Raw genomic sequence first — 22,708 nt, 5'->3', positions numbered from 1 at the left:
GAGGGTGCTGCCGTGGCGCACCTCTTTGTCAGTCACTCCTTGTTCAGCTCAGGCCGGGTACCGGCCTGGGGTCGTCCGGTTATTCCGCCGCTATGCTTGAGACATCCTGTCCCGAGGCCGCCATGATCGCCTTGACGATATTATGGTAGCCGGTGCAGCGGCACAGGTTGCCTTCCAAGTAGTCGCGGACCTCCGCCTCAGTGGGCTTGGGGTTGTCTTTCAGCAGTGCCGCCGCCGACATCACCATACCCGGCGTGCAGAAGCCGCATTGCAGCCCGTGATGGTCCTGAAACGCCTGCTGGATGGTGTTCAAAGAGCCGTCGGCATTGGCCTGGCCTTCGATGGTGGCAACCTCGGCGCCTTCGGCCTCTTGCGCCAGCATGGTGCAGGCTTTCACCGCCTTGCCATCCACATGCACCACGCAGGCGCCGCACTGGCTGGTGTCGCAGCCCACGTGGGTGCCCGTGAGCCCCAGCTGCTCGCGCAGGAATGATGACAGCAGCGTGCGCCCTTCAACGTCGCCGCTGGCAGCCTTGCCGTTCACGGTCATGGAGACCTTGGCCATAGTACCCTCCCTTTAGCTTGTTTTTGTCTGGCTGGGGGGAGTTAAGCACGCCGCCAGCCTTCCGCGAAGTGTTTTCCGGCGGGGATGCAGCGCAAATTCGCGTCAGAGCCGCTTACCCATGGTTGTGACCTTGCGTCACAAATCCCGCGCTGCAGCGCCGCATTCAGCCTTCTGCATCGCGGCGCGGCATCGGGCGGGTGGGGATTTCTTTCAACAGGCCGCCGACGCCCATGGCGGCGATATCGGCGGAGCTGACAGGCAGTCCGCAGACGATCCGCTCAAGCACCCAATCGGCACCATTCAGCGCCGGCGAACGTGCACAGCCCGGCAGGCCGATCACCGGCTTGTCCTCGTATGCGCCCAGGAACAGCAGGTTGCCGGGGTCCACGGGCATGCCGAAACGAGTCACCGTGCCGCCTGCCTGCCGCAGCCCCTGCGGCGCGACGTCGTGAGGGTCGGAGGTGGCGGAGCCGGTGAGGATCAGCACCAGTTGCCCAGGTGCCTGGGTGATGGCCTCCGCCAGCGTGTCCTCCTGGTGCGGCACCACTACGCGCGGCGACAGGGAGATCCCCATCCGGTGCAGGCGGCCCGCCATCGCGGCGCGGCCCTTATCCGGCGGGGTGTCTTCCGTGACTGCCGTTTCTATCAGCGTGGCGGAAGACAGGACCGGCGGCAGCACCCGGATCGCATCCCCTGCCCCCTCGCTGGCACGGCGGATGGCGTCGGCCGGCACGCCATAAGAGATGATCTTGATCGTGGCCAGCATGCCGCGCGCATCGGCGCGGTGATAGTCCGGCACGGTGGCAACGGTGATCATCGGATCAACTGCGTTGACCCCCTCCAGCTTGTCCCGGTTCAGCCGCACCAGCCCGGCGCCAGTGGCATAGAGGTTCACCCTCCCCGTGCCGGCGCCGGAAATGCGGATGCCCTGCGCGGAGGGGTCCGGCACCAGAGCGTTTGCCAGCGCCTCCGCCGCGGCGTCCTCATGCAGGTCGGCAGGGTCGAGCCGGGCAACGGTCAGGGTGTCATGTCCCGCGGCAGAAAGGTCCGCGAGGTCGTCTGCGCTCAGCACCGTGCCCTTGGCGATCTTGCCGTTGGCGCCCTGCAGGGAATGCGCGAGGATGGCGCCCTGCGCGTCATCCAAGGGGACCGGGCCAAACCTCATGGCTGCTTGCCGCGCAGGACGGCGGTCATTTCCGACAGGATCGAAACGGCAATTTCCGCCGGGCTGGCGGCACCGATGTCGAGGCCGATGGGGCCGTGGATGCGGTTGATCTGGTCTTCATTGAACCCGGCCTCCTGCATCCGCGCGACGCGGGCGGCATGGGTCTTCTTGCTGCCCAGCGCGCCGAAATAGAACACATCAGCGCTGAGAGCTGCCTCCAGCGCCGGGTCGTCCAGTTTCGGGTCGTGGGTCAAGAGCACCAGCGCGGTGCGGGTGTCCAGCCCCAGCTTTGCGACCGCCTCATCCGGCCAGTCGTCCATCAGGGTTTCGCCGGGGAAACGCTCAGGAGAAGCGAAGGCCGCGCGGGGGTCGATGATAACCGGATCATAACCTGCAATCCGCGCCATCGGCACCAGCGCCTGGGTGATGTGGACTGCGCCCACTGCCACCAGCCGCAGGGGCGGGTTGTGGACCGCCACGAAGGTCTCGCTGTCGTCTTCCAGCCCGGAGCGGTCCATGCGCATGCGGTCCGGGTATTCTGTGCGGGTGAGATGGCGGGCGCCGGTGGCGAGGTTCACCTCATAGGCAACAGGGGTGCGGCTGGCGCGGGCCGCCACCAGCTCCTCCAGAATTTCCACCGGCAGGGCAGAGCCCACCGGCTCCACCAGCACCTTGATGGTGCCGCCGCAGGCGAGGCCGACGGCAAAGGCGTCCTCGTCGCTGACGCCGAATTCCAAGAGCCGGTGCTGGCCGTCCTGCAGCGCCTCCAGCGCCTCGCCCACCACCGCACCCTCGACGCAGCCGCCGGAGACCGAGCCCTCGATCTGCCCCTCCCCGGACACAACCAGCTGCGACCCGGTGCGGCGCGGGGCGGAGCCCCAGGTCTGCACCACGGTGGCCAGCGCAGCGCCGGTGCCGGAACGGTGCCAGTGCAGCGCGGTTTCCGGGGCGTGCTCAAAGGGGGTCATGGTCTGCATCGGCGGGCCTTCCGGTGTCGGGTGGGTTTGCGTTCAAACATCGGCGCTTGCGGCGCTGGTTTCAAGCGGCATGCGTCTCAGAGCAGCGCCATCAGCCGTGCCTTCTCGCCCGCGTCCGACGGGCTGGATATCACCTGTGCGAGGTCCTGCAGCGAAGCGATGGAATGGCCGGCGCGGAAACTGTCGGTATAGGGCAGCATCGCACGGATGCCCTGCGCCTTGGGGGCAAAGCCGTCCCAGCGCAGCAAAGGGTTCAGCCAGATCAGGCGGCGCGATGACAGCTGCAGGCGCTGCATTTCGCGTGAAAGGCCCTCGGGGTCGCCGCGGTCCAGCCCGTCGGTGATCAGCAGCACCACTGCGCCCTGCCCCATGACGCGCCGCGACCAGTCGCGGTTGAAGGCATGCAGGCAATCGCCGATCCGGGTGCCGCCCTCCCAGTCCTGCGCCTCTGCCCCCGCTGCGGCCAGCGCCGCGTCCACATCGCGCTGCTGCAGATGCCGGGTGATGTTGGTCAGGCGGGTGCCGAAGGTGAAGCCGTGTACCCGTGCCCAGCCCTGCCCCTTTGCATTTGCCGCGGCGTGCAGGAAATGCAGGATGATGCGGCTGTACTGGCTCATCGAGCCGGAGATGTCGCAGAGCACCACCAGATTGGGCCAGCGGATGCGGCGCTTGGCGCGGGCGATCTCTTGCAAGTCACCACCCTGCCGCGCGGCATGGCGCAAGGTGCGGCGCCAGTCGGCCCGCTGCCCGCGCGGCGCGGCCATCAGGCGGCGGGACTGGATCGGCGTCACCGGCAATTTCAGCTGCGCCAGGATGCGCTTGGCGGCGGCAATCTCAGCCGTGCTCATCTGTTCGAAGTCCAGCGTCCTGAGGCGTTCCTCTACCGACATGGTGCGGGAGGCGTCGATCTCAATCTCTGTTCCTTCCGGCTCTGCTTCCGGAAGTTCCGGCTGCTCCAGCATGCCGTCCAGCAGCGCCTCTGCCGCGCGTTTCTCCGCAGGTTTTGCGGGCCGCTCCTCCTGCACGCCGCGGATGGCGGGCAGCATCGCGGCCATCATCTGCTCCAGATACCGCGGATCACGCCAGAACAGGCGGAAGACCTGGGCAAACACCACCCGCTGTTCCGGCTTGGTAACGAAACAGGCGTGCAAGGCCCAGTAGAAGTCCTGACGGCTGGTGAAGCCTGCGGCAGCCACCGCGCGCACCGCATCCAGCACACAGCCAGGGCCGACGGGCAGCCCGGCCTTGCGCAGGGCGCGGGCGAAGTGGGTGATGTTGCGGAGCAGCTTGGGGTCGTCCGGCAGGGAGAGCGGCGGGTAGTCAGGCACTAGCGCTCATGGGGGCGCTGCCCCCATACCCCCGGAGTATTTCCAGAAAGATGAAGCATCAGGCCGCGTCCAGGCTGGCCTTGGCCTCATCAAGGATGCGCTTGGCCTCGGAGCCGTGCAGGCGGGCGATGTCGTCCTGGTATTTCAGGATGGCGCCGAGGGTGTCGGCGATCACCTCGGGGCTGAGGGCGATGACATCGAGCGCCAAGAGGCAGTTGGCCCAGTCGATGGTTTCCGCAACGCCCGGTTTCTTGAACAGATCCTCGGTGCGCAAGGACTGCACGAAGGCGACGATCTCGCGGCTGAGCTGTTCGCTGGCCTGGGGCGCGCGGGCGTGCAGGATGTCAAGTTCGCGCTGGAAATCGGGGTAGTCGACCCAATGGTAGAGGCAGCGGCGTTTGAGAGCGTCATGCACCTCCCGCGTGCGGTTGGAGGTGAGGATGACGATCGGCGGCTCCGGCGCCTGGATGGTGCCAAGCTCGGGGATGGTGACCTGGAAGTCGCTGAGCGCCTCCAGAAGGAAGGCCTCAAACGGTTCGTCGGTGCGGTCCAGCTCGTCGATCAGCAGGACGGGGGCGCCGTGTTCGTCCGGGCGCATCGCCTGCAACAGCGGACGTTCGATCAGGTAGTCCTGCGAGAAGAGTTCATTCTGCAGCGCGGCGCGGTCGGCGCTGCCCGCGGCCTCAGCAGTGCGGATGGCGACCATCTGGGCGGCGAAGTTCCATTCATAGACGGCGCTGGCGGCATCCAGACCTTCGTAGCATTGCAGGCGGATCAGACGGCGGCCGAGGCTGGCGGCCAGTGCCTTGGCGATCTCGGTCTTGCCGGTGCCGGCCTCACCCTCCAGGAACAGCGGGCGGCCCAGTTTCAGCGACAGGAAGACCACGGTGGCCAGCGCCCGGCCGCAAACGTAGCCCTGCTGCGACAGCAGCTCTTGCACCTGTTCGATGGATTGTGCCTGCATGTGGAGCCTCCCCTAACCCCGCCCAACAGGCCATGGGCGGGCGCATCGGTCAAGCGGCGGCTGGCCGCGACGCTGCGGCCCTGCAGTGGCACGCAAAGGTTTGTATCGCTGCCGCCTTCGGGTAAGACTGGCGGCAAAGCAAAGAAGGCTGAGGCATGAGCAAGACCCCTTACATGCGGTTTCAACCTGCAGTGCTGCGCTGCGGGCGGGTGTGACGATGCGGGTGCTCGCGGTCCTTTGCGTGCGCAACGAGGGTGCGTTTCTGCTGGAATGGCTTGCCCATTACCGCGCCGCCGGCTTCACCGATTTCCTGGTGTTTTCCAACGATTGCCAGGACGGCACGGATCACATGCTGGACCGTCTGGAGGCAATGGGTCAGCTGGCGCATGTGCGCAACGACGGGCCATATGGCAGCGAGGGTATTCAATTCACCGCGCTGAAGGTGGCCGACAAGCATCCGCTGATGAAGGCCGCGGATTGGGTGCTGGTCGCGGATATTGACGAGTTTCCCTGCATCAAGACCGGCGATGGCACGGTGGCGGACCTGCTGGCGTCGCTGCCGGATGCGGATGCCATCACCCTCACGTGGCGGCTGTTCGGCAATGGCGGCGTTGTGGCCTACGAAGACCGCCCGGTGACGGGGCAGTTCACGTGCTGCGCGCCCGAGGTGATCCATTGGCCCTGGCGGGCAGTGATGTTCAAGACGCTCTACCGCAACAACGGCACCTATGGAAAATGCGGTGTGCACCGGCCCCGCAGCATCCGCGACAAGGCGCGGCTGGAGCGTTACCGCTGGTTCGATTGCGAAGGGCGCGAGCTGGGCGGGGACTTCAAGACCAAGCGGCTGTTTTCCGATTACGGCCAGCCGAATTACCGCCTGGCGCAGCTGAACCATTACCCTTTGGGTGCGATGGAGAGTTATGTGCTGAAGGCGGACCGCGGCCGGGTGAACCGGCAGGCGCGGCTGGGCATGGATTACTGGGTGGAGCGCAACTATGCGGCCTGTGAAGACCGCTCGATAGCCCGTTGTGCGCCCGCACGCGCGGCACTGCAGGCGGAGCTGATGGCAGACGCGGACCTGGCCCGGTTGCACGGCGCTGCGGTGGCCTGGCGCAAGGCCCGGTTCAAGGAACTGATGCTGGCGGAGGAAAACCGGGCGCTGTTTGCCCGCCTGCTGATGACACCGCCTGCGCGGGTGCTGACGGCGGCGGAGGGCGCGGAGATGCGCCGCTTTGCGATGCTGGGGCTGGCGGCGGAAAGCGGAAAACTGCAGGATTGAGGGCGCAGTTACGGGCCAGGCAAGCGGGCAGATGCCCGCCGATAGCCCGGTCCCAGACAGCAAAGCGGCCCTAGTTTTTCCAATTTTAGCCTTATTTGTCACCTAACCGTAAATTAACAAATCCGCCGTTAGGCGTACCGGGGGTATCAAAGGTGGCTGTAATGCAGGACGGACTCGAAAATCTGGATGAGGACCTCTCCGGTCTGAAACCGCCGCAATGGAAGGCCCGGATGGCGGCGCTGGCGGAAGAGCATGGCATGTATCAGCCGCTGGGCGACAAGCATTTCGCCACCTTCATCGACCAGGGCAACACCCTTCTGGTGACGTTTGAGACCATGCAGGGCATCCATAACCTGTCGGATCAGGCGCAGCCCTTGGGCTTTGATCTGGTGAAGAACCTGGGCTGGTCGCATATGTGCGTGGTCTCTGACGGCGACACCTGGTTCCGCGAGGGGCGCATTTACGGCTTTTTCGACCAGCTGATCGACGACGGGTTCTTTGATGAATTCGACAATGTGATCTTCTACGGCGCAGGCCCCTGCGGCTATGCGGCGGCGGCCTATTCGGTGGCTTCGCCCGGTGCCACCGTGGTGGCGGTTCAGCCGCAGGCGACGCTGGATCCGCGGATGACCGAATGGGACGACCGTTTCACCGAGAACCGGCGGCTGTCCTTCACCGACCGCTACGGCTATGCCCCGGACATGCTGGATGCGGCGGGCCAGGCCTTTGTGATCTATGACCCTTATGAGCGGCTGGACGCGATGCATGGGGCGCTGTTTGCCCGCAAGAACGTGACCCGGCTGCGGGCCACCAATATGGGCGGCGCGGTGCAGACCCGGCTGATCGAGATGGAGATGCTTTATCACATCCTGTCGCTGGCGGGCAGCGGCAAGCTGACGGGCGCCGCTTTCTACAAGCTGTTCAGAAGCCGCCGCAACAACTCCTTCTTCCTGCGCAACCTCCTGGGGCGGCTGGAGCGGGAGGACCGCGGGGTGCTGATGGCGCTGCTGTGCCGCAATGTGACGGAGCGGATGCGGGCACCGCGGTTCCGCCGCCGCCTGGAAGAGATGAAGAAGCGCGCCGAGAGCGGTGAATTCAGGATCCCGGAAAAACGCTGAGCGGGCGGCGGGCGGGCGCATTCAGCCGCTTTGTTTCCCCGCCGCCATGTGCTAACGCACGCGCATGACCCAGACGCTGACCATCCCCCGCCCCGATGACTGGCACCTGCACCTGCGCGACGGCGCCATGCTGCAGGCTGTGCTGCCCGAAACCGCCCGCCATTTCGGCCGCGCGATCATCATGCCGAATCTGGTGCCGCCGGTGGTGACCGGGGCGCAGGCCGCGGCCTACCGCGACCGCATTCTGGCGGCGCTGCCGGAAGGCATGGCGTTTGAGCCGCTGATGACGCTGTACCTGACCGAGGACACCGACCCGGCGGATGTCGCCGCGGCCCATGCCAGCGGGCTGGTGAAGGCGGTGAAGCTCTATCCGGCGGGCGCGACCACCAATTCGGCCTCCGGCGTGACCAATTTCGACAACGTCCGCGCGGTGCTGGAGAAGATGGCCGAGATTGGCCTGCCGCTGTGCACCCACGGCGAAGTGACTGACCACGACATCGACATCTTTGACCGCGAAGCGGTGTTCATCGACCGGGTGCTGGACCCGATCCGCACCTCCACCCCCGGCCTGCGCGTGGTGATGGAGCATATCACCACCAAGAACGCTGCTGATTACGTGGCAAGCCAGGACAAGGACCTGGGCGCGACGATCACCACGCACCACCTGATCATCAACCGCAACCACATCCTGGTGGGCGGCATCAAGCCGCATTACTACTGCCTGCCGGTGGCCAAGCGCGAGGAGCACCGTTTGGCGCTGCGGGCCGCTGCAACCTCTGGTGATGCGCGTTATTTCCTGGGCACCGACTCGGCGCCGCACACCGACCCCAACAAGGAAAGCGCCTGCGGCTGCGCCGGCTGTTTCACCGCCACCAACACCATGTCCCTGCTGGCGCATGTGTTCGAGGAAGAGGGCGCGCTGGACAAGCTGGCGGGCTTTGCCTCGGAAAACGGTCCGGCGTTCTATGGCCTGCCGGTGAGCGGCGAGACGCTGACGCTGACCAAGCAGGATGCGCCGGTTCAGTTCCCGGAGAAGATCGAGAGCGGCGACGGGCCGGTTACGGTGTTTGATCCGGGCTTCCCGGTCTACTGGACCGCCGGCGGCTGAGCCGTAAATTTCTTCAAAGAAATTTGCTAGGAAAATTCGAATTTTCCTGGCGCCTGAAAGGACCCGACCATGATCCCCACCTCATACCCCTCCCGTGAAGAAATCGCTCGCCTGTCAGCCCGGATGCTGCTGGAAATCGGCGCGGTGAACTTCAATACGGATGAGCCTTACACGCTGGCCTCCGGCCTGCCCTCGCCCAGCTATATCGACTGCCGCAAGCTGATCTCCTTTCCGCGCATCCGGACCACGCTGATGGATTTCCTGACCGTGACCGTGATGCGCAACGCGGGGTTCGAGGCGTTTGATAATATTGCGGGCGGTGAGACGGCGGGCATTCCCTTTGGCGCGCTGGTGGCCGAGCGCATGGCGCTGCCGATGACCTATGTGCGCAAAAAGCCCAAGGGCTACGGCCGCAATGCCCGCATCGAAGGGGTGATGACCGAGGAGCAGCGCGTGCTGCTGGTGGAAGACATGACCACCGACGGCGGTTCCAAACTGTCCTTTGTCGATGCGATCCGCGAAACCGGCGCCTCCTGCGGCCATACCGCGGTGATTTTCTATTACGACATCTTCCCCGAAACCACCAAACGCCTGGGCGACCACGGTGTTGAGCTGCACTACCTGTGCACCTGGTGGGATGTTCTGGCCGAAGCCAAGGCGCAGAAGAGCTTCAGCGAGGAGACGCTGGCCGAAGTGGAGAAGTTCTTGAAAGACCCGCGCGCCTGGCAGGAAGCCCATAAAGCGTAAAGCAGATCAACGGCTTCGGTGGGCGGGCAGTTTGCCCTGCATTCCGAAGCCGGATGCCGCACAGGCGGACATTCGCCTTACGCAAGGGAAAGCGTTACAGGCCGGGCTGTGGACAAGCCCGGCTCGAATCGCTTCCCGCGCAGGTTGAAGCGCAGATCTTGGGGCCTTCCCAGGCAGCACCGCATCATGTAGCCTGGATAGGACAGGCTTACTGGCCTTTTATGGTAAACGGCCCACAAACCCTGCGGCTTTATCCACAGGGAATCCACAGAGATTCCCAGATAGGAGAACCCCGCGCGGCACCGTATAAGCGGGCCGAGTGACGAGAGCAGTGATGAACGAGATTACCCCTTTCGACGGCGACATGCCGCCCCCCGCCCCGATGCCGGAGCATCTGCCGGCCCCCGCGCAAGCGGACCAGGCGATGCCGGACAACGAGCTGCCGCATTCGGTGGAGGCGGAACAGCAGCTCTTGGGCGCGATCCTGACCAACAACGAGGTCTACGACAAGATCGCACTGATCATCGACTCGTCGCACTTCTATGACCCGGTCCATGCCCGCATCTATGAGGTTGCGGCTGCGCGGATCTCCAAGAACGCGCTGGCCTCGCCAGTGACGCTGAAAGCGTTTCTGGAGGACCACGAGGGGCTGAAGGAACTGGGCGGGCCGGCCTATCTGGCCAAGCTTGCTGGCGCGTCGATCTCTGCCTTTGCGGTTCGGGATTACGCGCAGATGATTTACGACCTGGCGATCCGGCGCGAGCTGATTGCCCTGGGTCAGTCGATTGCAGAAAAGGCGCGCCGCGTTGACGTGGCATCAGAACCTAAAGAGCAGATCGTTGAGGCAGAGCAGTCGCTTTACCAGCTGGCCGAGCAGGGCCAGACGGAAAGCGGGTTCAAGTCATTCCTGAAGGCCGTCACAGAAGCGGTCAATGTGACCAACGAGGCGTATCAGCGGGGTGGCGGAATGGCCGGCATCTCGACGGGCCTGATGGACCTCGATAAGCAACTTGGCGGCCTGCATCCCTCGGACCTTCTTATCCTCGCAGGCCGCCCCTCTATGGGGAAAACGTCGCTGGCGACCAACATCGCCTTCAACGTTGCCAAGGCCTATAAACGCGGGGTGAAACCCGACGGATCGGAAGGCGCGCTGGACGGCGGCGTGGTGGGGTTCTTCAGCCTCGAGATGAGCGCCGAGCAGCTGGCCGGGCGTATTCTGGCGGAAGCGTCTGAGATCTCATCGCACAAGATCCGCCAGGGCGACATGACCGAAAGCGAATTCCGCCGCTTTGTGCAGGCGGCCAAGGATCTGGAAAGCTGCCCGCTGTTCATTGATGACACGCCCGCGATCCCGATCTCGCAGCTGGCCGCGCGCGCCCGCCGCCTGAAGCGGACCCACGGGCTGGACCTGCTGGTGATCGACTATCTGCAGCTCTGCCGCGGCATGTCGGACAACCGCGTGAACGAGATCGCCGAAATCTCGATGGGGATGAAGGCGATTGCCAAGGAATTGAACATCCCGGTGATCGCGCTGTCGCAGCTGTCGCGTCAGGTGGAAAACCGCGAAGACAAACGCCCGCAGCTGTCGGACCTGCGGGAATCCGGCTCTATCGAACAGGACGCCGACGTGGTGATGTTCGTGTTCCGCGAGGAATACTACAAGGAACGGGAAAAGCCCGGCGACCACGAGCTGGAAAAGATGGAAGAATGGAAGCAAGCGATGGAGCGGCTGCACGCCAAGGCCGAGGTCATCGTCGGCAAGCAGCGTCACGGTCCTATCGGCACGGTGGAGCTGTCGTTTGAGGCGCAGTTCACCCGCTTCGGCAACCTCGCCAAGGCCTGGCAGCAGGGGCATGAGGACGGCGGCTATTAACCGCCGCCGGTTTCTGGCCGGTTCAATGGCTGGTGCCGCGGGCGCCGGCGTACTGACCATTGCGGGAGGTCCGGGTATGGCACAGGACGGGTTCCGGGTGCCGCCCGAAGAAGCGCCGCATCAGCTGACCTTCATGCAATGGCCGGTGACGCCGCAGGTCTATGGCACCGGGCGCTACCGCAAGCAGGTGCAGAAGCAGATCGCGCGGATTGCCAATTCGGTGGCGGCGTTTGAGCCGGTGGTGATGCTGGCCGCGCCAGAGGAACACGCACGCGCCCGGCGCAAGCTGTCCAGCAATGTGGAGTTGTGGGACATTCCGGCAGACGACCTGTGGTGCCGCGACTCCGGGCCGCTGTTCGCGCGCGACGGGCGCGGGCAGCTCTCTTTGCGGCAGCTGAATTTCAACGGCTGGGGCCGCTACCATCTGCCCAATGACGAACGCATCGCTGCACGGGTGGCGGAACGGCTGGGCTTGCCGCTGTTTGACAGCGGCATCAGGGGCGAGGCCGGCGGGGCGGAGGCGGACGGCCATGGCCTGTTGATGGCGAACGAAAGCAGCTGGGTGAACAAGAACCGCAATCCCGGTCTGAGCCGCGATCAGATCGAACGGGCGCTGCTGGCCGCCTATGGCGCCGACCGGATGATCTGGGGCAAGGGCGTCAAGGGCCAGGATGTGACCGATGACCACATCGACGGACTGGCCCGCTTTTCCGGCGGGGGCCGCGTGCTGATGATGCTGGCAGAGGCACCTGTGCCGGATGATCCCTTTGATGCCTCGGCCCGGCAGTTGCAGCAGCGCTTGCAGGAGGCGGGCCTTCAGGTGGACACCCTGCCCTGGCCCGAGGCCGGGCGGATCAGGGACGTGAACAGCCAGTGCAGTTACGTGAACTATTACGTCTGCAACGGCGGGCTGATCGCGCCTGAAAGCGGCGACAAACGCACCGATGCACTGGCCGCGGAGGCTCTGCGCCGCCATTATCCCGGGCGTGAGCTGGTGATGCTGGACACCGATCTGCTGGCAGAGCTGGGCGGCGGCATCCATTGCGCCACCCACCAGATGCCCGCCTGAAATCTGCGGCGCACAGCCGTGTGATCCGGCGATTGCGGCATGCAGCTGCCGGTTCGCCGCTTTCCTGCGGTTTTCCCCCTTGACGTGCGCCCCTCCCATGTCATGAACACGCCATGAGCACGGCAAAACTGACAATCAACCTGGATGCGCTGGTCACCAACTGGCGGAATCTGGATGCGCTGACGGGCTGCGAGACTGCAGCCGTGGTGAAGGCGAACGGGTACGGCCTGGATGCAGGCCGGGTGGGCAAGGCGCTGGCCAAGGCGGGCGCCCGCAACTTCTTTGTGGCGGCAGCCGAGGAAGGCGGCGCGCTGCGCCGTGCGCTGGGGCCTGGCCCCGGCATCTCGGTGTTCTCTGGCCACATGGAGGGCGATGCGAAGCTGCTCAAAGATTTCCAGCTGACGCCGATGCTGAACTCGCTGGATCAGATGCTGCGCCATTTCGAGACGCTGCCGGGCCATCCCTTTGGCGTGCAGCTGGACAGCGGCATGAACCGGCTGGGGATGGAGCATGGCGAATGGGCTGCGGTGGCAGAGATCGCCCTGGGCCAGAACCCGGTGCTGTTGATGTCGCATCTGGCCTGCGCCGATGAGCCTTCGCACGAGATGAACGCGCAGCAGCTCAAGGCCTTCCGCGAAATGACCGACGGGCTGGAGGTGCCGCGCTCGCTGGCCGCCACCGGCGGTATGCTGCTCGGCAAGGACTATCACTTTGACCTCTGCCGCCCCGGAGTCGGGCTTTATGGCGGGCTGCCGTTCACCGACGCGGTGCCGGTGGTTCAGCTGGACCTGCCGGTCATTCAGGTGCGCGATATGGAAGTGGGCGAAAGCGCCGGGTACGGCAATGCCTGGGTCGCCCGGCGCCCCAGCCGCATCGCAACTGTTGCCGCCGGCTATGCCGACGGGCTGCACCGGGCGATGGGCCAGGGCGGCATCCAGGTCTACGCAGGCGAGACCCCCTGCCCCGTTGTGGGCCGCGTCTCAATGGATCTGATCACGGTGGATGTCACCGACCTAGCCGAGGTGCCGGAGACGCTGGCAATCCTCAATGAGCGTCAGACCGTGGACATGCTGGCCGATGCGGCCGGCACAATCGGATATGAGATCCTGACCTCCTCCGGCCACCGTTCGGCGAGGACATATCTGGGATGAATCCGCTTGCTCTTCTGGCCCGGCTGGGCCGCACCGCTTTGGCCGGGATGTCGGCGGTTGGCCGCGCGGCGCTGTTTGCACTGTCTGCCTTCAGCCACATGATCCGCCCGCCCTATTACCCGCGCGAGTTCTTTCAGGCGCTGCTGAACGTCGGCTGGCTGTCGCTGCCGGTTGTCGGCCTCACCGCGATCTTCACCGGCGGCGCGCTTGCGCTGCAGATTTACGCGGGCGGCGCCCGTTTCAATGCTGAGGCCGTGGTGCCGCAGATCGTCGCCATCGGCATGGTGCGCGAGCTTGGCCCGGTACTGGTCGGGCTGATGATCGCAGCACGGGTGACCTCCTCCATCGCCGCCGAGATCGCCACTATGAAGGTGACCGAGCAGATTGACGCGCTGGTGACGCTCTCCACCCATCCGATGAAATACCTGGTGGCGCCGCGGGTGCTGGCGGCGCTGATCACAGTGCCGGTGCTGGTCGGTGTCGGCGACATCATCGGCATCATGGGCGGCTACACCGTGGCGGTGCAGAACCTCGGCTTCAACCCGGCGGCCTACCTCAAGAACACGGTCGACTTCCTGGAAGCGCTCGACATCATCTCCTCGCTGGTCAAGGGCGCCGCCTTTGGCACCATCGCGGCGATGATGGGCTGTTACTACGGCATGCAGTCAGGCCGCGGCGCCCAAGGCGTGGGCCGCGCCACCAAGGGGTCGGTGGAATCCGCTGCCGTCCTGATCCTGGCCGCCAACTTTGTCCTCACAGGGGTGTTCTTCTCGCTATGATCCGCATGGAAAACGTCCACAAGGCCTTTGGCGACAACCGCGTGCTGAACGGCATGAACCTGGAGATTGCCAAGGGCACCTCGATGGTGATCATCGGCGGTTCCGGCACCGGCAAGTCGGTGGCGCTGAAAAGCATTCTGGGGCTGATCCAGCCGGACTCGGGCCAGATCTACGTTGATGGCAAGCCTGCCGGATCGGGCGACCGGGATAAGTTCCTGGCCCGCTTTGGCATGCTGTTTCAGGGCGGTGCGCTGTTTGACAGCTTGCCGGTCTGGCAGAACGTCGCCTTCCGCCTCTTGCGCGGCGCGCTGAAACGCCCGCAGGAGGAAGCCCGCGAAATCGCCATAGAGAAGCTGCGCCGGGTGGGTCTGCGCGCCGCAGTGGCCGACCTCTTCCCCTCGGAACTGTCGGGCGGCATGCAGAAACGCGTGGGCCTCGCCCGCGCGATTGCGGCAGAGCCGGAGATCATCTTTTTCGATGAGCCGACCACCGGCCTCGACCCGATCATGTCGGGCGTCATCAACGACCTGATCCGCGAGATCGTGGTGGAGATGGGCGCCACAGCCATGACTATTACCCACGACATGACCTCGGTGCGCGCCATTGCCGATAACGTGGCGATGCTGCACGGCGGGGTGATCCAGTGGACCGGGCCGGTGAGCGAAATGGACAGCTCGGGCGATCCCTACATGGAGCAATTCATCCATGGCCGCGCGGAGGGGCCGATCGAGGCAGTGCGGTAGACTAAGCCTCAGCCGGATAAATTTGAGTGCTGCACCAGCGCCTGTTGCGCAGCACTATTCACATCCTCGCTGACTTCCTCATCAGTAGGATGTTCTGCTAAGCGCCGTACGGCAGGCTCTACAAACACCCAAGTGTCGGGTTCAAGTTGTAATACCAAGCCTCGCAGCAGCGAAAGCTTCCATGTGGCGTCGCCGCCATTGAGAACTTCGCTAAGAGTTGGCGCAATGCTGCTTCCAAAGGACAAAAGCAGTTTCGCAACCGGTCCGGCAACCGGCCAGTTTTCGTCCTGCGTCCACTCAAAAAGCTCTGAAATGGTTTCATTGTCCGGCAGGGAGCCAAGGTTCAAGGCACGCTCAACAGCCTGCACATCAAATTTGCTTTGAGGAATAGGAAAAGAATGTGTCATGCAATCGCGGTACCAAGTTTCACATGCAACTAAAACACCCCGGCGAACAGCTGGCAGCCCTTCACCAGTTCACCTGCACTCAAATACTCCCGCCAGCGGCTTCCAACACAAGGCCAGCGTCCGTCCGCGGGCGAAAGCGGAGCACCCGCCGTTTTGCCGGAGGCAAACCTGCGGTTTGACGGGGGCGGACGGCGCTGGCCGGGCCGCAAACGGCCCGGCTGATGTTGGCCGCTCCCGTTTTCCCCCTTTCAAATCAGTAGGAAAACACACAAGTCTTGGCGGAACCGCAGAAAACGAGCCGCCATGACCCTCCGCCTTCTCACCCTGTCGCTCCTGATCCTCTACCCTGTCGCCTGGTTTGCGCCCCTGATGCGGGCGGGGCTGCTGCCCATTTTCGGCCTCAGCGAGATCTCGGTGATCACGGGCCTGCAAAGCCTTTGGGGCAGCGACGCGGTGCTGGCGCTGATCGTCACCTTCTTTGCGATCTTTGCCCCCTACCTCAAGACCATCGGCACCGCGCTGGTGCAGTGGAACCTGATGGACACGCGGGTGCAGAAGGTGCTGCATGTGCTGGGCAAGCTGGCGATGGCCGATATCTTCCTGATCGCGCTTTACATCACCCTGGCCAAGGGCATTGGCCTGGCGACCATCGAGACCGCCTGGGGGCTTTACATGTTCACCGCCTGTATCCTGGCCTCGATCGTGCTGGGGCTGCTGACAGAGCGTGCCGCCAAGGGGCAGCAAGCCGGGTAAGCGCTTGATCCGGCGGCAAACCGCACCATTTCATAAAGCCGGATAAGTGAAACCATTTCGATGGGACCGGCACGCTGCGCCCTGACCGGGCATTCCCCCTGCCCCGCCGGCCCCGCGTCTGCACGTGTATCTGCTGGAGGGGGCCAATGGCCGGCATTCAATCCATCCTGTTCACCGCACAGACCGCCTTGATGCGGCTTTCGTTCCTGATGATCTGCCTGGGGGCCGCGGCGGCGCTGACGGCCACGGTACTGGCCGCTCTGGGCATATGGCCCTGGCTGTCGCTGCAGGCGGGCCTCGGCGCGGACATCCACCCGCAGGCCGGCATGATGGCGCAGATCGCGCTGACCGCACTGGCGGTGATGCTGGTGTTCTTTCTGCCCGCCAACGGGCGGGTCCTGGCGCTGGAGCACTCGCACCGGCGCTTTGCCCTGAATATGGAGGACGTCAAGCAGGCCTATCAGCTGGCCCACGCGGGCGACCGTGCCGGGGTGTTCACCCTGGCCTCCGAATTTGACGCGGTGAAGGAACGGCTGGCGTTTCTGCGCGACCACCCGGATCTGCAGGGGCTGGAGCCGGATGTGCTGGAGACAGCCGCGCAGATGAGCCAGGTGAGCCGTGAACTGGCAGAGACCTATTCCGATGCCAAGGTGGCCCGCGCCCGCATGTTCCTGAAACAGCGGCAGGAGGAGCTGGAAACCTTCAAGGCGCGGCTGGAGGATGCCCAGATCATCATGCATGAGCTGCGCCAGTGGACCCGCGACGTGGAGATCGAGGAAAGCATCGCCAAGTCGCATCTGGGCCGGCTGCGCGGCGAGCTGTTCGAACTGCTGCCGGAACTGTCGGCGCAATTGCAGGGGCAGCCCGACGGATCGGATCCCGAAGGCGGCAGCGTGGTGCCGATCCAGCCGCCGCGGCGCGCCGACTGACGCGCCGCTAAGGGCGCTGCCCGCGGTGTATAATGGGCCAGAAAGAAACCGCTTCTTTCTGGTTGCAAATACCCCGGAGCGCGAGGCAGCGCCTCGCATCCTGCCAGAGCCACGCGCGACACCTCTTGAACAAAAGGGAAACATCTGCCACTGGTCAGAGCCATGGCAAAAACATCTTTCTCCTGCTCCGCCTGCGGGGCCAGCTTTTCGAAATGGTCGGGCCGCTGCGAGGGCTGCGGCGAGTGGAACACCATCAGCGAGGATCAGGGGCTGTCCTCCGGCCCCGCCAAGAAGTCGCTGGGCATCAAGCGCGGCCGCACCATCCAGCTGACCGATCTGTCCACCCGGGAAACCCCGCCGCCGCGCGCCTGCTGCGGCGTCGGTGAGCTGGACCGGGTGCTGGGCGGCGGGCTGGTTGCCGCCTCCGCCATCCTGGTGGGCGGCGATCCGGGCATCGGCAAATCCACCCTGTTGCTGCAGGCGGCGGCGCGGTTTGCCCAGGCCGGCGTCAAAACCGTCTATGTCAGCGGCGAGGAGGCCTCTGCCCAGGTGCGGATGCGGGCGCAGCGGCTGGGGCTGGCGGATGCGCCGGTGCAGCTGGCGGCGGAAACCAACCTGCGCGACATCCTCACCACGCTGGAAGCGGAAAGGCCGCAGCTGGCCATTATCGATTCCATCCAGACCATGTGGGCGGATCATGTGGACAGCGCGCCCGGCTCCGTCAGCCAGGTGCGCGCCGCCGCGCATGAGCTGACAACCTTTGCCAAGCGGCACGGGATTTCCATTATCATGGTTGGCCATGTCACCAAGGAGGGCCAGATCGCAGGCCCCCGTGTGGTCGAGCATATGGTCGACACGGTGCTGTATTTCGAGGGTGAGCGCGGCCATCAGTTCCGCATCCTGCGGGCGGTCAAGAACCGCTTTGGCCCGGCGGATGAGATCGGCGTCTTCGAAATGACCGGCAGCGGTCTCAGCGAGGTGATCAACCCCTCTGCCCTGTTCCTGTCGGAACGCGGCGAGCCGTCGCCGGGATCGGTGGTGTTTGCGGGGATCGAAGGAACCCGGCCCGTTCTGGTCGAGATGCAGGCGCTGATTGCGCCCTCGCCGCATTCGCAGCCGCGCCGTGCAGTGGTCGGCTGGGATTCATCGCGGCTGGCGATGATCCTGGCGGTACTGGAGGCGCGCTGCGGTATCCCCTTTGCCGGCCTCGACGTCTATCTGAACGTGGCGGGCGGCATGAAGATCTCCGAACCCGCCGCCGACCTTGCGGTGGCGGCAGCGCTTCTCAGTGCGCGGGAAGACGTCGCCCTGCCCGCCGATACGGTGGTTTTCGGAGAAATTTCGCTATCCGGCGCCCTTCGCCCGGCGCCGCAGACCGAAAACAGGTTGAAAGAGGCGCAAAAACTTGGTTTCACGGCGGCGATTGCCCCCGGCGGCAGCAAAACCGTGTCCGTGAACGGCCTGAATTTGCGAAAATCAGGCGATCTGGCAGGTTTTGTTGGCGAATTCTTCGGGGCCGGTTAAAGATGCAAAAAATTTGAGATCGCAGGCAAACGGGCGAGGGACATGGAAGGTTTCACAATTATCGACGGGGTCGTGGCCCTGGTCATCGTGGTATCGGCGCTGCTGGCCTATTCGCGCGGTTTCGTGCGCGAGGCGATGGCGATTGCCGGCTGGATCGCCGCGGGTGTGCTGGCCTTCATCTTTGCGCCGCAGGTCGAGCCGCTGATGGCAGAGATCCCGGTGGTGGGCGAATTCATCGCCGACAGCTGCGAATTGTCGATCATCGCCGCCTTTGCCGCAGTCTTTGCGCTGGCTCTGATTGTGGTCTCCTTCTTCACGCCGCTGTTCTCCACCCTGGTGCAGCGCTCTGCGCTTGGCGGGTTGGACCAGGGCGCGGGCTTCTTCTTCGGCGTCCTGCGCGGCATTCTTCTGATTGCGATTGCCTTCTTCCTCTATGACGTGGTGATGACCGGGCAGTCCTTTACCATTGTTGACGAAAGCCGCTCTGCCGAGGTGTTCGCGCGCATGACCGGCAAGATCGAGGAGCGCAATCCGGAGCAGGCTCTGGGCTGGGTGACCGAGCAATATGAAGCGCTGATCGGTACTTGCGGCCAGTAATTCCAAGGGATTACCACCTTCAGGCAGAAGCACGGGCGCCCAAGGGGCGCCCGTTTTGCTTGAATTTCAATGTGTTCACACAGTTATCCACAGGATGACGGGTTCAGCCGTTAACACCGCAAATTCACATTAACACTTTGTTAACCAAAGAGAATCGGGCTCCGGAGGCCATTTGAGCGCGTCTCAAAAATTGCGTCAAACCTTAATAAATCCTCAGCCTGCACCGTGAAAAGGTTAACAATACCCCTGAAAAAGCGGCTTTTGTCCCCAAAAAATCGCGTCATCCCGAAATGCGACGCAAGCCTGCCCCAATTTGGTCCCAATTCGGGGGCCACATGGCTTCAACGGCAAAACGCCGGGACGAAGACGCTCAGAAGGGACACCAAAATGCAGCTGGATCACACCACAGATTTCGCCGACTACCTGCCGGTTGATGTTCTGCTGCTGACCAATCCCCTGCCGCAGTCCGTGAAGCCGGCGCCCAAGCGCGCCCGCATCCGCAGCGGCGGCTTCCTGCCTGATACGCTGGTGGAGACCGAAGAGGGCTTCAAGCAGGCCCGCGACGTCAAGCCTGGCGACATGGTGTTCACCTTTGACGGCGGTGCCCAGGAAGTGAAAGCGGTGAAGCACGCGGTGCCGCGCCTGACCACCCTGATGCACATCCCGGCTGGCGCCCTGGGCAATGACACCGACCTGATGCTGCCGTCGGACCAGAAAGTGGCGCTGGAGATGGACACCGCGGAACGGCTGTTCGGCCTGCCGGTTGTCGTCGCCAAGCTGATCGCCCTGGCCGGCTACAAGGGTATTACCGCAGCCGCGCCGGAACGCCTGGGCCGCATCCATTTCGAATTCGCAGAAGAAGAGCTGGTCTGGGCCGAAAGCGGCATGCTGCTGCCCGCCGGTGACGCCGCTGAGGACTCCGCCTTCCACCAGCTGTCGCTGACCGAGACCCGCCAGGTGCTGGCCAGCGATGACGGCCGCGCGCTGTCGCAGACCGGCATGGGCGAGATTGACGCCCGCCTGCCCAGCCCGCTGGACAACCTTCTGGACCGCATCCTCGCGGCCTGATCACACCCAACGATATTCCTCCCCCCCTCGGGCCCGCCATCGTGCGGGCCTATTCTTTGGTTTCGGATTGGGGCTGGAACTGCCGCATATGCTCCGTCTAGTCCACGCAGCACATGCTACTTGAAAGAATTTTCCCTACCCGTCCCGCCCCGGTTCATCCGGGTTGCTGGAGAACAAAGCGATCTTGTTGCCATGAGGGTCGCGAAGATAGCCGACATAGAAACGAGGCCCATAGGAGGCGCGAAAGCCCGGCTGGCCCTCGTCGGAGCCGCCAGCGGCAAGCGCGGCGGCGTGAAGCTTGCGGACCTGATTCTGACTGCGGGCTTCAAAGGCGACCATGGATCCGTTGCCGGCTGAGGCCGGACGCCCATCGAAAGGCGGTTTGACGTAGTAATCAGGCTGGGCGGCTAGGCGGCCCGGCTTTGCTGGCAGCGTGTAGCTCAGCCCGGCAGGCCCCTCCTCCAGCGCGTAGCCAAGGGCTGGCAGGATGGCCGAATAAAACTCTTTTGCGCGCGCGATGTCATCCGCGCCAACTGTGACATAAGCAATCATGACTTGAGTGTCCTTCGGGAAACCGGTCCATTCAAGCAGTATTCCCGCCGTTTTGCCGCCCGCCTTTGATCCGGCGCGATGAATTGCCTGGTGCTCACCCGGCAGCCGCAACTCCCCATTGGCAACAGCCTTCAAGGCGAGCCGCCGCGCCATTTGTGATCCTGTGATGACAGCAGCTGCGAAAGCCTCTATGTGAGGGCGCGAACAGGAAACGGATTCGGAGCCACACCGCCTTGCCGCTGCTGCAGACGCTGCCCGCCTGCCCTTGTGGACCTGACCCGATGCGCGCGGCGCTGGGGAGCAGGGCTGCAACCGGCCATCAGGCTCCGGACGTTTTGCCGGCAAGCTGCTTTGGTGTCTCCGGAATGGCGCGGGCGCGGAAAAATGCGCTAGACTGCCGGCCAAGCCGCTTCCATCAGCCATCGGACTAATCGGGATTGGAGCCAGCCAATGTGCGGGATTTTGGGGATCGCAAGCCGGGACACAGAAGTCTTTGCAGAGATATATGACGGGCTTCTGATGCTGCAGCACCGCGGCCAGGACGCCTCGGGCATCGTGACCTACACCGGCGAGTTCTTCCGCGAGCGCAAGGCGAACGGGCTGGTCAAGGATGTGTTCGGGCCGTCGGATGCGGAAACCCTGACCGGCCGGGTCGGCATGGGCCATGTGCGCTACCCCACTGCGGGCTCTCTCAGCGCCGCCGAGGCGCAGCCGTTCTTCGTGAACGCGCCTTATGGCATCTACCTGGTCCACAACGGCAATATCACCAACACCGCCGAGCAGCGCGAGAAGGTGACCGGCAAATACAGCCGCCATTTGCGCACGACTTCCGATTCCGAAATCCTGCTGAACGTCCTGGCCGACAAGGTCGCCGATGCGATCAAGGTCAACGGCAACGCCGAGCCGATCCGCAACATCTTTGCCGGCGTGAAGATGACCATGGAGCGGGTGCAGGGTGCCTATTCGGTGCTGTGCATGATTGCCGGTGTCGGCATGCTGGCCTTCCGCGATCCGCACGGCATCCGGCCGCTGTCGCTGGGCAAGCGCCCGGCACAGGGCGATGGTGACGACTACTGCATTGCTTCCGAAGATGTGGCCTTTGGCATCAACGGCTTCGAGAAAGTCCGCGATGTGAAAGCCGGCGAGGCGGTGCTGATTGACCTCGATGGCAACCTGCACACCTTCCAGGCGGTCGAGGGCAAGCTGACCCCCTGCATCTTTGAATATGTCTACCTGGCGCGTCCGGACTCGATGATGGACGGCGTCTCGGTCTACAAGACCCAGCTGCGCATGGGCCAGGCGCTGGCCAAGCAAATTCAGGACTCGGGGCTGGAAATCGACAGCATCATCCCGGTACCTGATTCGGCCCGCCCCGTGGCGTTGGAAGTCGCCAACTCCACCGGCATCCGCTACCGCGAGGGGCTGGTGAAGAACCGCTACGTCGGCCGCACCTTCATCATGCCGGGCCAGGCGGAGCGGCAGAAATCGGTGCGCCGCAAGCTGAACGCGATCCCACTGGAGTTCAAGGACCGCAACGTGCTGCTGATCGACGATTCCATCGTGCGCGGCAATACCATCAAGAAGATCGTGCAGATGTGCCGCGAGGCCGGCGCCAAGAAGGTCTATATCGCCTCCGCCTCGCCGCCGGTGGTTTACCCGAACGTCTATGGCATCGACATGCCAACCAAGCATGAGCTGATCGCAAACGGCCTCAGCATCGAGGAAATCCGCGAGGAACTGGGTGCCGATGCGCTGTTCTACCAGAAACTCGAAGATCTGATCTGGGCGGCGCAGGAAGGCAACCCGGACATCCAGGGCTTTGACTGCTCCTGCTTTGACGGCAACTACATCACCGGCGTCACCGACGAATATCTGGACGCGCTGGAAGGCAGCAGCCGGGTCAGTGCCAAGATCAAGGACATGCCCGCACCGGGCGCGTCGTGGAACGCCTCCAAGCTGGCCACCGGCTGAGGCGGGCGCCCTGCCCCACCAGGGGTTTGAACTTTGGCCCG

At 64.3% G+C, this 22,708-nt stretch carries 22 protein-coding genes; 15 read left to right on the top strand and 7 right to left on the bottom strand.

The annotated features are described in order from the left end of the window. Positions 1 to 79: 79 nt before the first annotated feature. The 5 genes from RA21_RS00525 to RA21_RS00505 all read right to left on the bottom strand — a co-directional run bounded on the left by RA21_RS00525 (position 80) and on the right by RA21_RS00505 (position 4,999). On the bottom strand, positions 80 to 565 hold the full coding sequence (locus RA21_RS00525) for a (2Fe-2S)-binding protein (RefSeq protein ID WP_039145480.1): 486 nt from the start codon (positions 563 to 565) through the stop codon (positions 80 to 82). A gap of 163 nt (positions 566 to 728) precedes the next feature. Next, positions 729 to 1,730: a molybdopterin-binding protein gene (locus tag RA21_RS00520; protein ID WP_019295923.1), complete on the bottom strand. Its 1,002-nt coding sequence runs from the start codon at positions 1,728 to 1,730 to the stop codon at positions 729 to 731. Next, the gene (locus tag RA21_RS00515; protein ID WP_446720188.1) at positions 1,727 to 2,707 is read right to left on the bottom strand and encodes an XdhC family protein; all 981 of its coding nucleotides are present in this window, start codon (positions 2,705 to 2,707) and stop codon (positions 1,727 to 1,729) included. The genes RA21_RS00520 and RA21_RS00515 overlap by 4 nt, the downstream gene beginning before the upstream one ends. Positions 2,708 to 2,784: 77 nt before the next feature. Next, positions 2,785 to 4,035 carry a vWA domain-containing protein gene (locus RA21_RS00510; RefSeq protein ID WP_039145478.1) on the bottom strand — a complete coding sequence of 417 codons (1,251 nt, stop codon included), beginning with the start codon at positions 4,033 to 4,035 and terminating at the stop codon, positions 2,785 to 2,787. A gap of 58 nt (positions 4,036 to 4,093) precedes the next feature. Next, positions 4,094 to 4,999 carry an AAA family ATPase gene (locus RA21_RS00505; RefSeq protein ID WP_039145476.1) on the bottom strand — a complete coding sequence of 302 codons (906 nt, stop codon included), beginning with the start codon at positions 4,997 to 4,999 and terminating at the stop codon, positions 4,094 to 4,096. A gap of 217 nt (positions 5,000 to 5,216) precedes the next feature. Here RA21_RS00505 and RA21_RS00500 point away from each other — a divergent pair, with 217 nt between their 5' ends. The 9 genes from RA21_RS00500 (at position 5,217) to RA21_RS00460 (ending at position 14,866) form a co-directional block, all read left to right on the top strand. Continuing rightward, positions 5,217 to 6,278, top strand: coding sequence for a glycosyltransferase family 2 protein (locus RA21_RS00500; protein WP_082008867.1), 1,062 nt, complete (start codon positions 5,217 to 5,219; stop codon positions 6,276 to 6,278). 161 nt (positions 6,279 to 6,439) lie between these two features. Next, complete coding sequence (locus RA21_RS00495) at positions 6,440 to 7,396, top strand: hypothetical protein (RefSeq protein WP_039145475.1); 957 nt, start codon at positions 6,440 to 6,442, stop codon at positions 7,394 to 7,396. A gap of 64 nt (positions 7,397 to 7,460) precedes the next feature. Next, complete coding sequence (gene pyrC / locus RA21_RS00490) at positions 7,461 to 8,504, top strand: dihydroorotase (protein WP_039145473.1); 1,044 nt, start codon at positions 7,461 to 7,463, stop codon at positions 8,502 to 8,504. Between the two features lie 69 nt (positions 8,505 to 8,573). Continuing rightward, positions 8,574 to 9,251, top strand: coding sequence for an orotate phosphoribosyltransferase (locus RA21_RS00485; RefSeq protein WP_039145472.1), 678 nt, complete (start codon positions 8,574 to 8,576; stop codon positions 9,249 to 9,251). Positions 9,252 to 9,585: 334 nt separating this feature from the next. Next, positions 9,586 to 11,124 carry a replicative DNA helicase gene (locus RA21_RS00480; protein WP_019295931.1) on the top strand — a complete coding sequence of 513 codons (1,539 nt, stop codon included), beginning with the start codon at positions 9,586 to 9,588 and terminating at the stop codon, positions 11,122 to 11,124. Positions 11,125 to 11,200: 76 nt separating this feature from the next. After that, a complete protein-coding gene (locus RA21_RS00475) occupies positions 11,201 to 12,193 on the top strand; it encodes an agmatine deiminase family protein (RefSeq protein ID WP_342586508.1) in 993 nt (330 codons plus the stop codon). Between the two features lie 113 nt (positions 12,194 to 12,306). Further along, a complete protein-coding gene (alr, locus tag RA21_RS00470; RefSeq protein ID WP_039145470.1) occupies positions 12,307 to 13,344 on the top strand; it encodes an alanine racemase in 1,038 nt (345 codons plus the stop codon). Beyond that, positions 13,341 to 14,123 carry an MlaE family ABC transporter permease gene (locus RA21_RS00465; protein WP_039145468.1) on the top strand — a complete coding sequence of 261 codons (783 nt, stop codon included), beginning with the start codon at positions 13,341 to 13,343 and terminating at the stop codon, positions 14,121 to 14,123. The genes alr and RA21_RS00465 overlap by 4 nt, the downstream gene beginning before the upstream one ends. Further along, entirely contained in the window at positions 14,120 to 14,866 is a 747-nt protein-coding gene (locus RA21_RS00460; RefSeq protein ID WP_039145466.1) for an ABC transporter ATP-binding protein, read from the top strand. Before RA21_RS00465 ends, RA21_RS00460 begins: the two co-directional genes overlap by 4 nt. Before the next feature lie 8 nt (positions 14,867 to 14,874). On the opposite strand, the gene RA21_RS22180 is transcribed toward RA21_RS00460, so the two are convergent. Next, positions 14,875 to 15,273 (bottom strand): DUF5071 domain-containing protein, encoded by a 399-nt coding sequence (locus tag RA21_RS22180; RefSeq protein WP_082008865.1) that lies wholly within the window; start codon positions 15,271 to 15,273, stop codon positions 14,875 to 14,877. 303 nt (positions 15,274 to 15,576) lie between these two features. Between RA21_RS22180 and RA21_RS00455 the strand changes: the two genes are divergently transcribed. The 5 genes from RA21_RS00455 (at position 15,577) to RA21_RS00435 (ending at position 20,144) form a co-directional block, all read left to right on the top strand. Further along, entirely contained in the window at positions 15,577 to 16,026 is a 450-nt protein-coding gene (locus RA21_RS00455) for a paraquat-inducible protein A (RefSeq protein WP_039145464.1), read from the top strand. 146 nt (positions 16,027 to 16,172) lie between these two features. After that, positions 16,173 to 16,955, top strand: coding sequence for a hypothetical protein (locus tag RA21_RS00450; protein ID WP_019295938.1), 783 nt, complete (start codon positions 16,173 to 16,175; stop codon positions 16,953 to 16,955). A 162-nt stretch (positions 16,956 to 17,117) separates the two neighbouring features. Next, positions 17,118 to 18,479, top strand: a complete 1,362-nt coding sequence (gene radA, locus RA21_RS00445) for a DNA repair protein RadA (protein ID WP_039145462.1) — start codon at positions 17,118 to 17,120, stop codon at positions 18,477 to 18,479. Positions 18,480 to 18,521: 42 nt separating this feature from the next. Continuing rightward, positions 18,522 to 19,076 (top strand): CvpA family protein, encoded by a 555-nt coding sequence (locus RA21_RS00440; RefSeq protein ID WP_019295940.1) that lies wholly within the window; start codon positions 18,522 to 18,524, stop codon positions 19,074 to 19,076. A gap of 387 nt (positions 19,077 to 19,463) precedes the next feature. After that, a complete protein-coding gene (locus RA21_RS00435; RefSeq protein ID WP_019295941.1) occupies positions 19,464 to 20,144 on the top strand; it encodes a Hint domain-containing protein in 681 nt (226 codons plus the stop codon). Between the two features lie 135 nt (positions 20,145 to 20,279). On the opposite strand, the gene RA21_RS00430 is transcribed toward RA21_RS00435, so the two are convergent. After that, positions 20,280 to 20,696 carry a VOC family protein gene (locus RA21_RS00430; protein WP_039146407.1) on the bottom strand — a complete coding sequence of 139 codons (417 nt, stop codon included), beginning with the start codon at positions 20,694 to 20,696 and terminating at the stop codon, positions 20,280 to 20,282. A 450-nt stretch (positions 20,697 to 21,146) separates the two neighbouring features. Between RA21_RS00430 and purF the strand changes: the two genes are divergently transcribed. Beyond that, positions 21,147 to 22,667 (top strand): amidophosphoribosyltransferase, encoded by a 1,521-nt coding sequence (gene purF, locus RA21_RS00425; protein ID WP_019295943.1) that lies wholly within the window; start codon positions 21,147 to 21,149, stop codon positions 22,665 to 22,667. Positions 22,668 to 22,708: the final 41 nt, after the last annotated feature.

The sequence above is a fragment of the Leisingera sp. ANG-DT genome (genome assembly GCF_000813785.1).
Taxonomy (GTDB): Bacteria; Pseudomonadota; Alphaproteobacteria; order Rhodobacterales; family Rhodobacteraceae; genus Leisingera.
The sequence above is the reverse complement of the archived record's forward strand: the minus strand, read 5'-3'. Positions and strand labels throughout refer to the sequence as shown.

Coding starts and splice junctions, on each gene's coding strand:
- RA21_RS00465 (WP_039145468.1), top strand. CDS start 13,341: ATGAATCCGCTTGCTCTTCTGGCCCGGCTGGGCCGCACCGCTTTGGCC.
- RA21_RS00455 (WP_039145464.1), top strand. CDS start 15,577: ATGACCCTCCGCCTTCTCACCCTGTCGCTCCTGATCCTCTACCCTGTC.
- RA21_RS00460 (WP_039145466.1), top strand. CDS start 14,120: ATGATCCGCATGGAAAACGTCCACAAGGCCTTTGGCGACAACCGCGTG.
- RA21_RS00515 (WP_446720188.1), bottom strand. CDS start 2,707: ATGCAGACCATGACCCCCTTTGAGCACGCCCCGGAAACCGCGCTGCAC.
- pyrC (WP_039145473.1), top strand. CDS start 7,461: ATGACCCAGACGCTGACCATCCCCCGCCCCGATGACTGGCACCTGCAC.
- RA21_RS00495 (WP_039145475.1), top strand. CDS start 6,440: ATGCAGGACGGACTCGAAAATCTGGATGAGGACCTCTCCGGTCTGAAA.
- alr (WP_039145470.1), top strand. CDS start 12,307: ATGAGCACGGCAAAACTGACAATCAACCTGGATGCGCTGGTCACCAAC.
- radA (WP_039145462.1), top strand. CDS start 17,118: ATGGCAAAAACATCTTTCTCCTGCTCCGCCTGCGGGGCCAGCTTTTCG.
- RA21_RS00435 (WP_019295941.1), top strand. CDS start 19,464: ATGCAGCTGGATCACACCACAGATTTCGCCGACTACCTGCCGGTTGAT.
- purF (WP_019295943.1), top strand. CDS start 21,147: ATGTGCGGGATTTTGGGGATCGCAAGCCGGGACACAGAAGTCTTTGCA.
- RA21_RS00430 (WP_039146407.1), bottom strand. CDS start 20,696: ATGATTGCTTATGTCACAGTTGGCGCGGATGACATCGCGCGCGCAAAA.
- RA21_RS00525 (WP_039145480.1), bottom strand. CDS start 565: ATGGCCAAGGTCTCCATGACCGTGAACGGCAAGGCTGCCAGCGGCGAC.
- RA21_RS00520 (WP_019295923.1), bottom strand. CDS start 1,730: ATGAGGTTTGGCCCGGTCCCCTTGGATGACGCGCAGGGCGCCATCCTC.
- RA21_RS00450 (WP_019295938.1), top strand. CDS start 16,173: ATGGCCGGCATTCAATCCATCCTGTTCACCGCACAGACCGCCTTGATG.
- RA21_RS00485 (WP_039145472.1), top strand. CDS start 8,574: ATGATCCCCACCTCATACCCCTCCCGTGAAGAAATCGCTCGCCTGTCA.
- RA21_RS00475 (WP_342586508.1), top strand. CDS start 11,201: ATGGCACAGGACGGGTTCCGGGTGCCGCCCGAAGAAGCGCCGCATCAG.
- RA21_RS22180 (WP_082008865.1), bottom strand. CDS start 15,273: ATGACACATTCTTTTCCTATTCCTCAAAGCAAATTTGATGTGCAGGCT.
- RA21_RS00480 (WP_019295931.1), top strand. CDS start 9,586: ATGAACGAGATTACCCCTTTCGACGGCGACATGCCGCCCCCCGCCCCG.
- RA21_RS00505 (WP_039145476.1), bottom strand. CDS start 4,999: ATGCAGGCACAATCCATCGAACAGGTGCAAGAGCTGCTGTCGCAGCAG.
- RA21_RS00500 (WP_082008867.1), top strand. CDS start 5,217: ATGCGGGTGCTCGCGGTCCTTTGCGTGCGCAACGAGGGTGCGTTTCTG.
- RA21_RS00440 (WP_019295940.1), top strand. CDS start 18,522: ATGGAAGGTTTCACAATTATCGACGGGGTCGTGGCCCTGGTCATCGTG.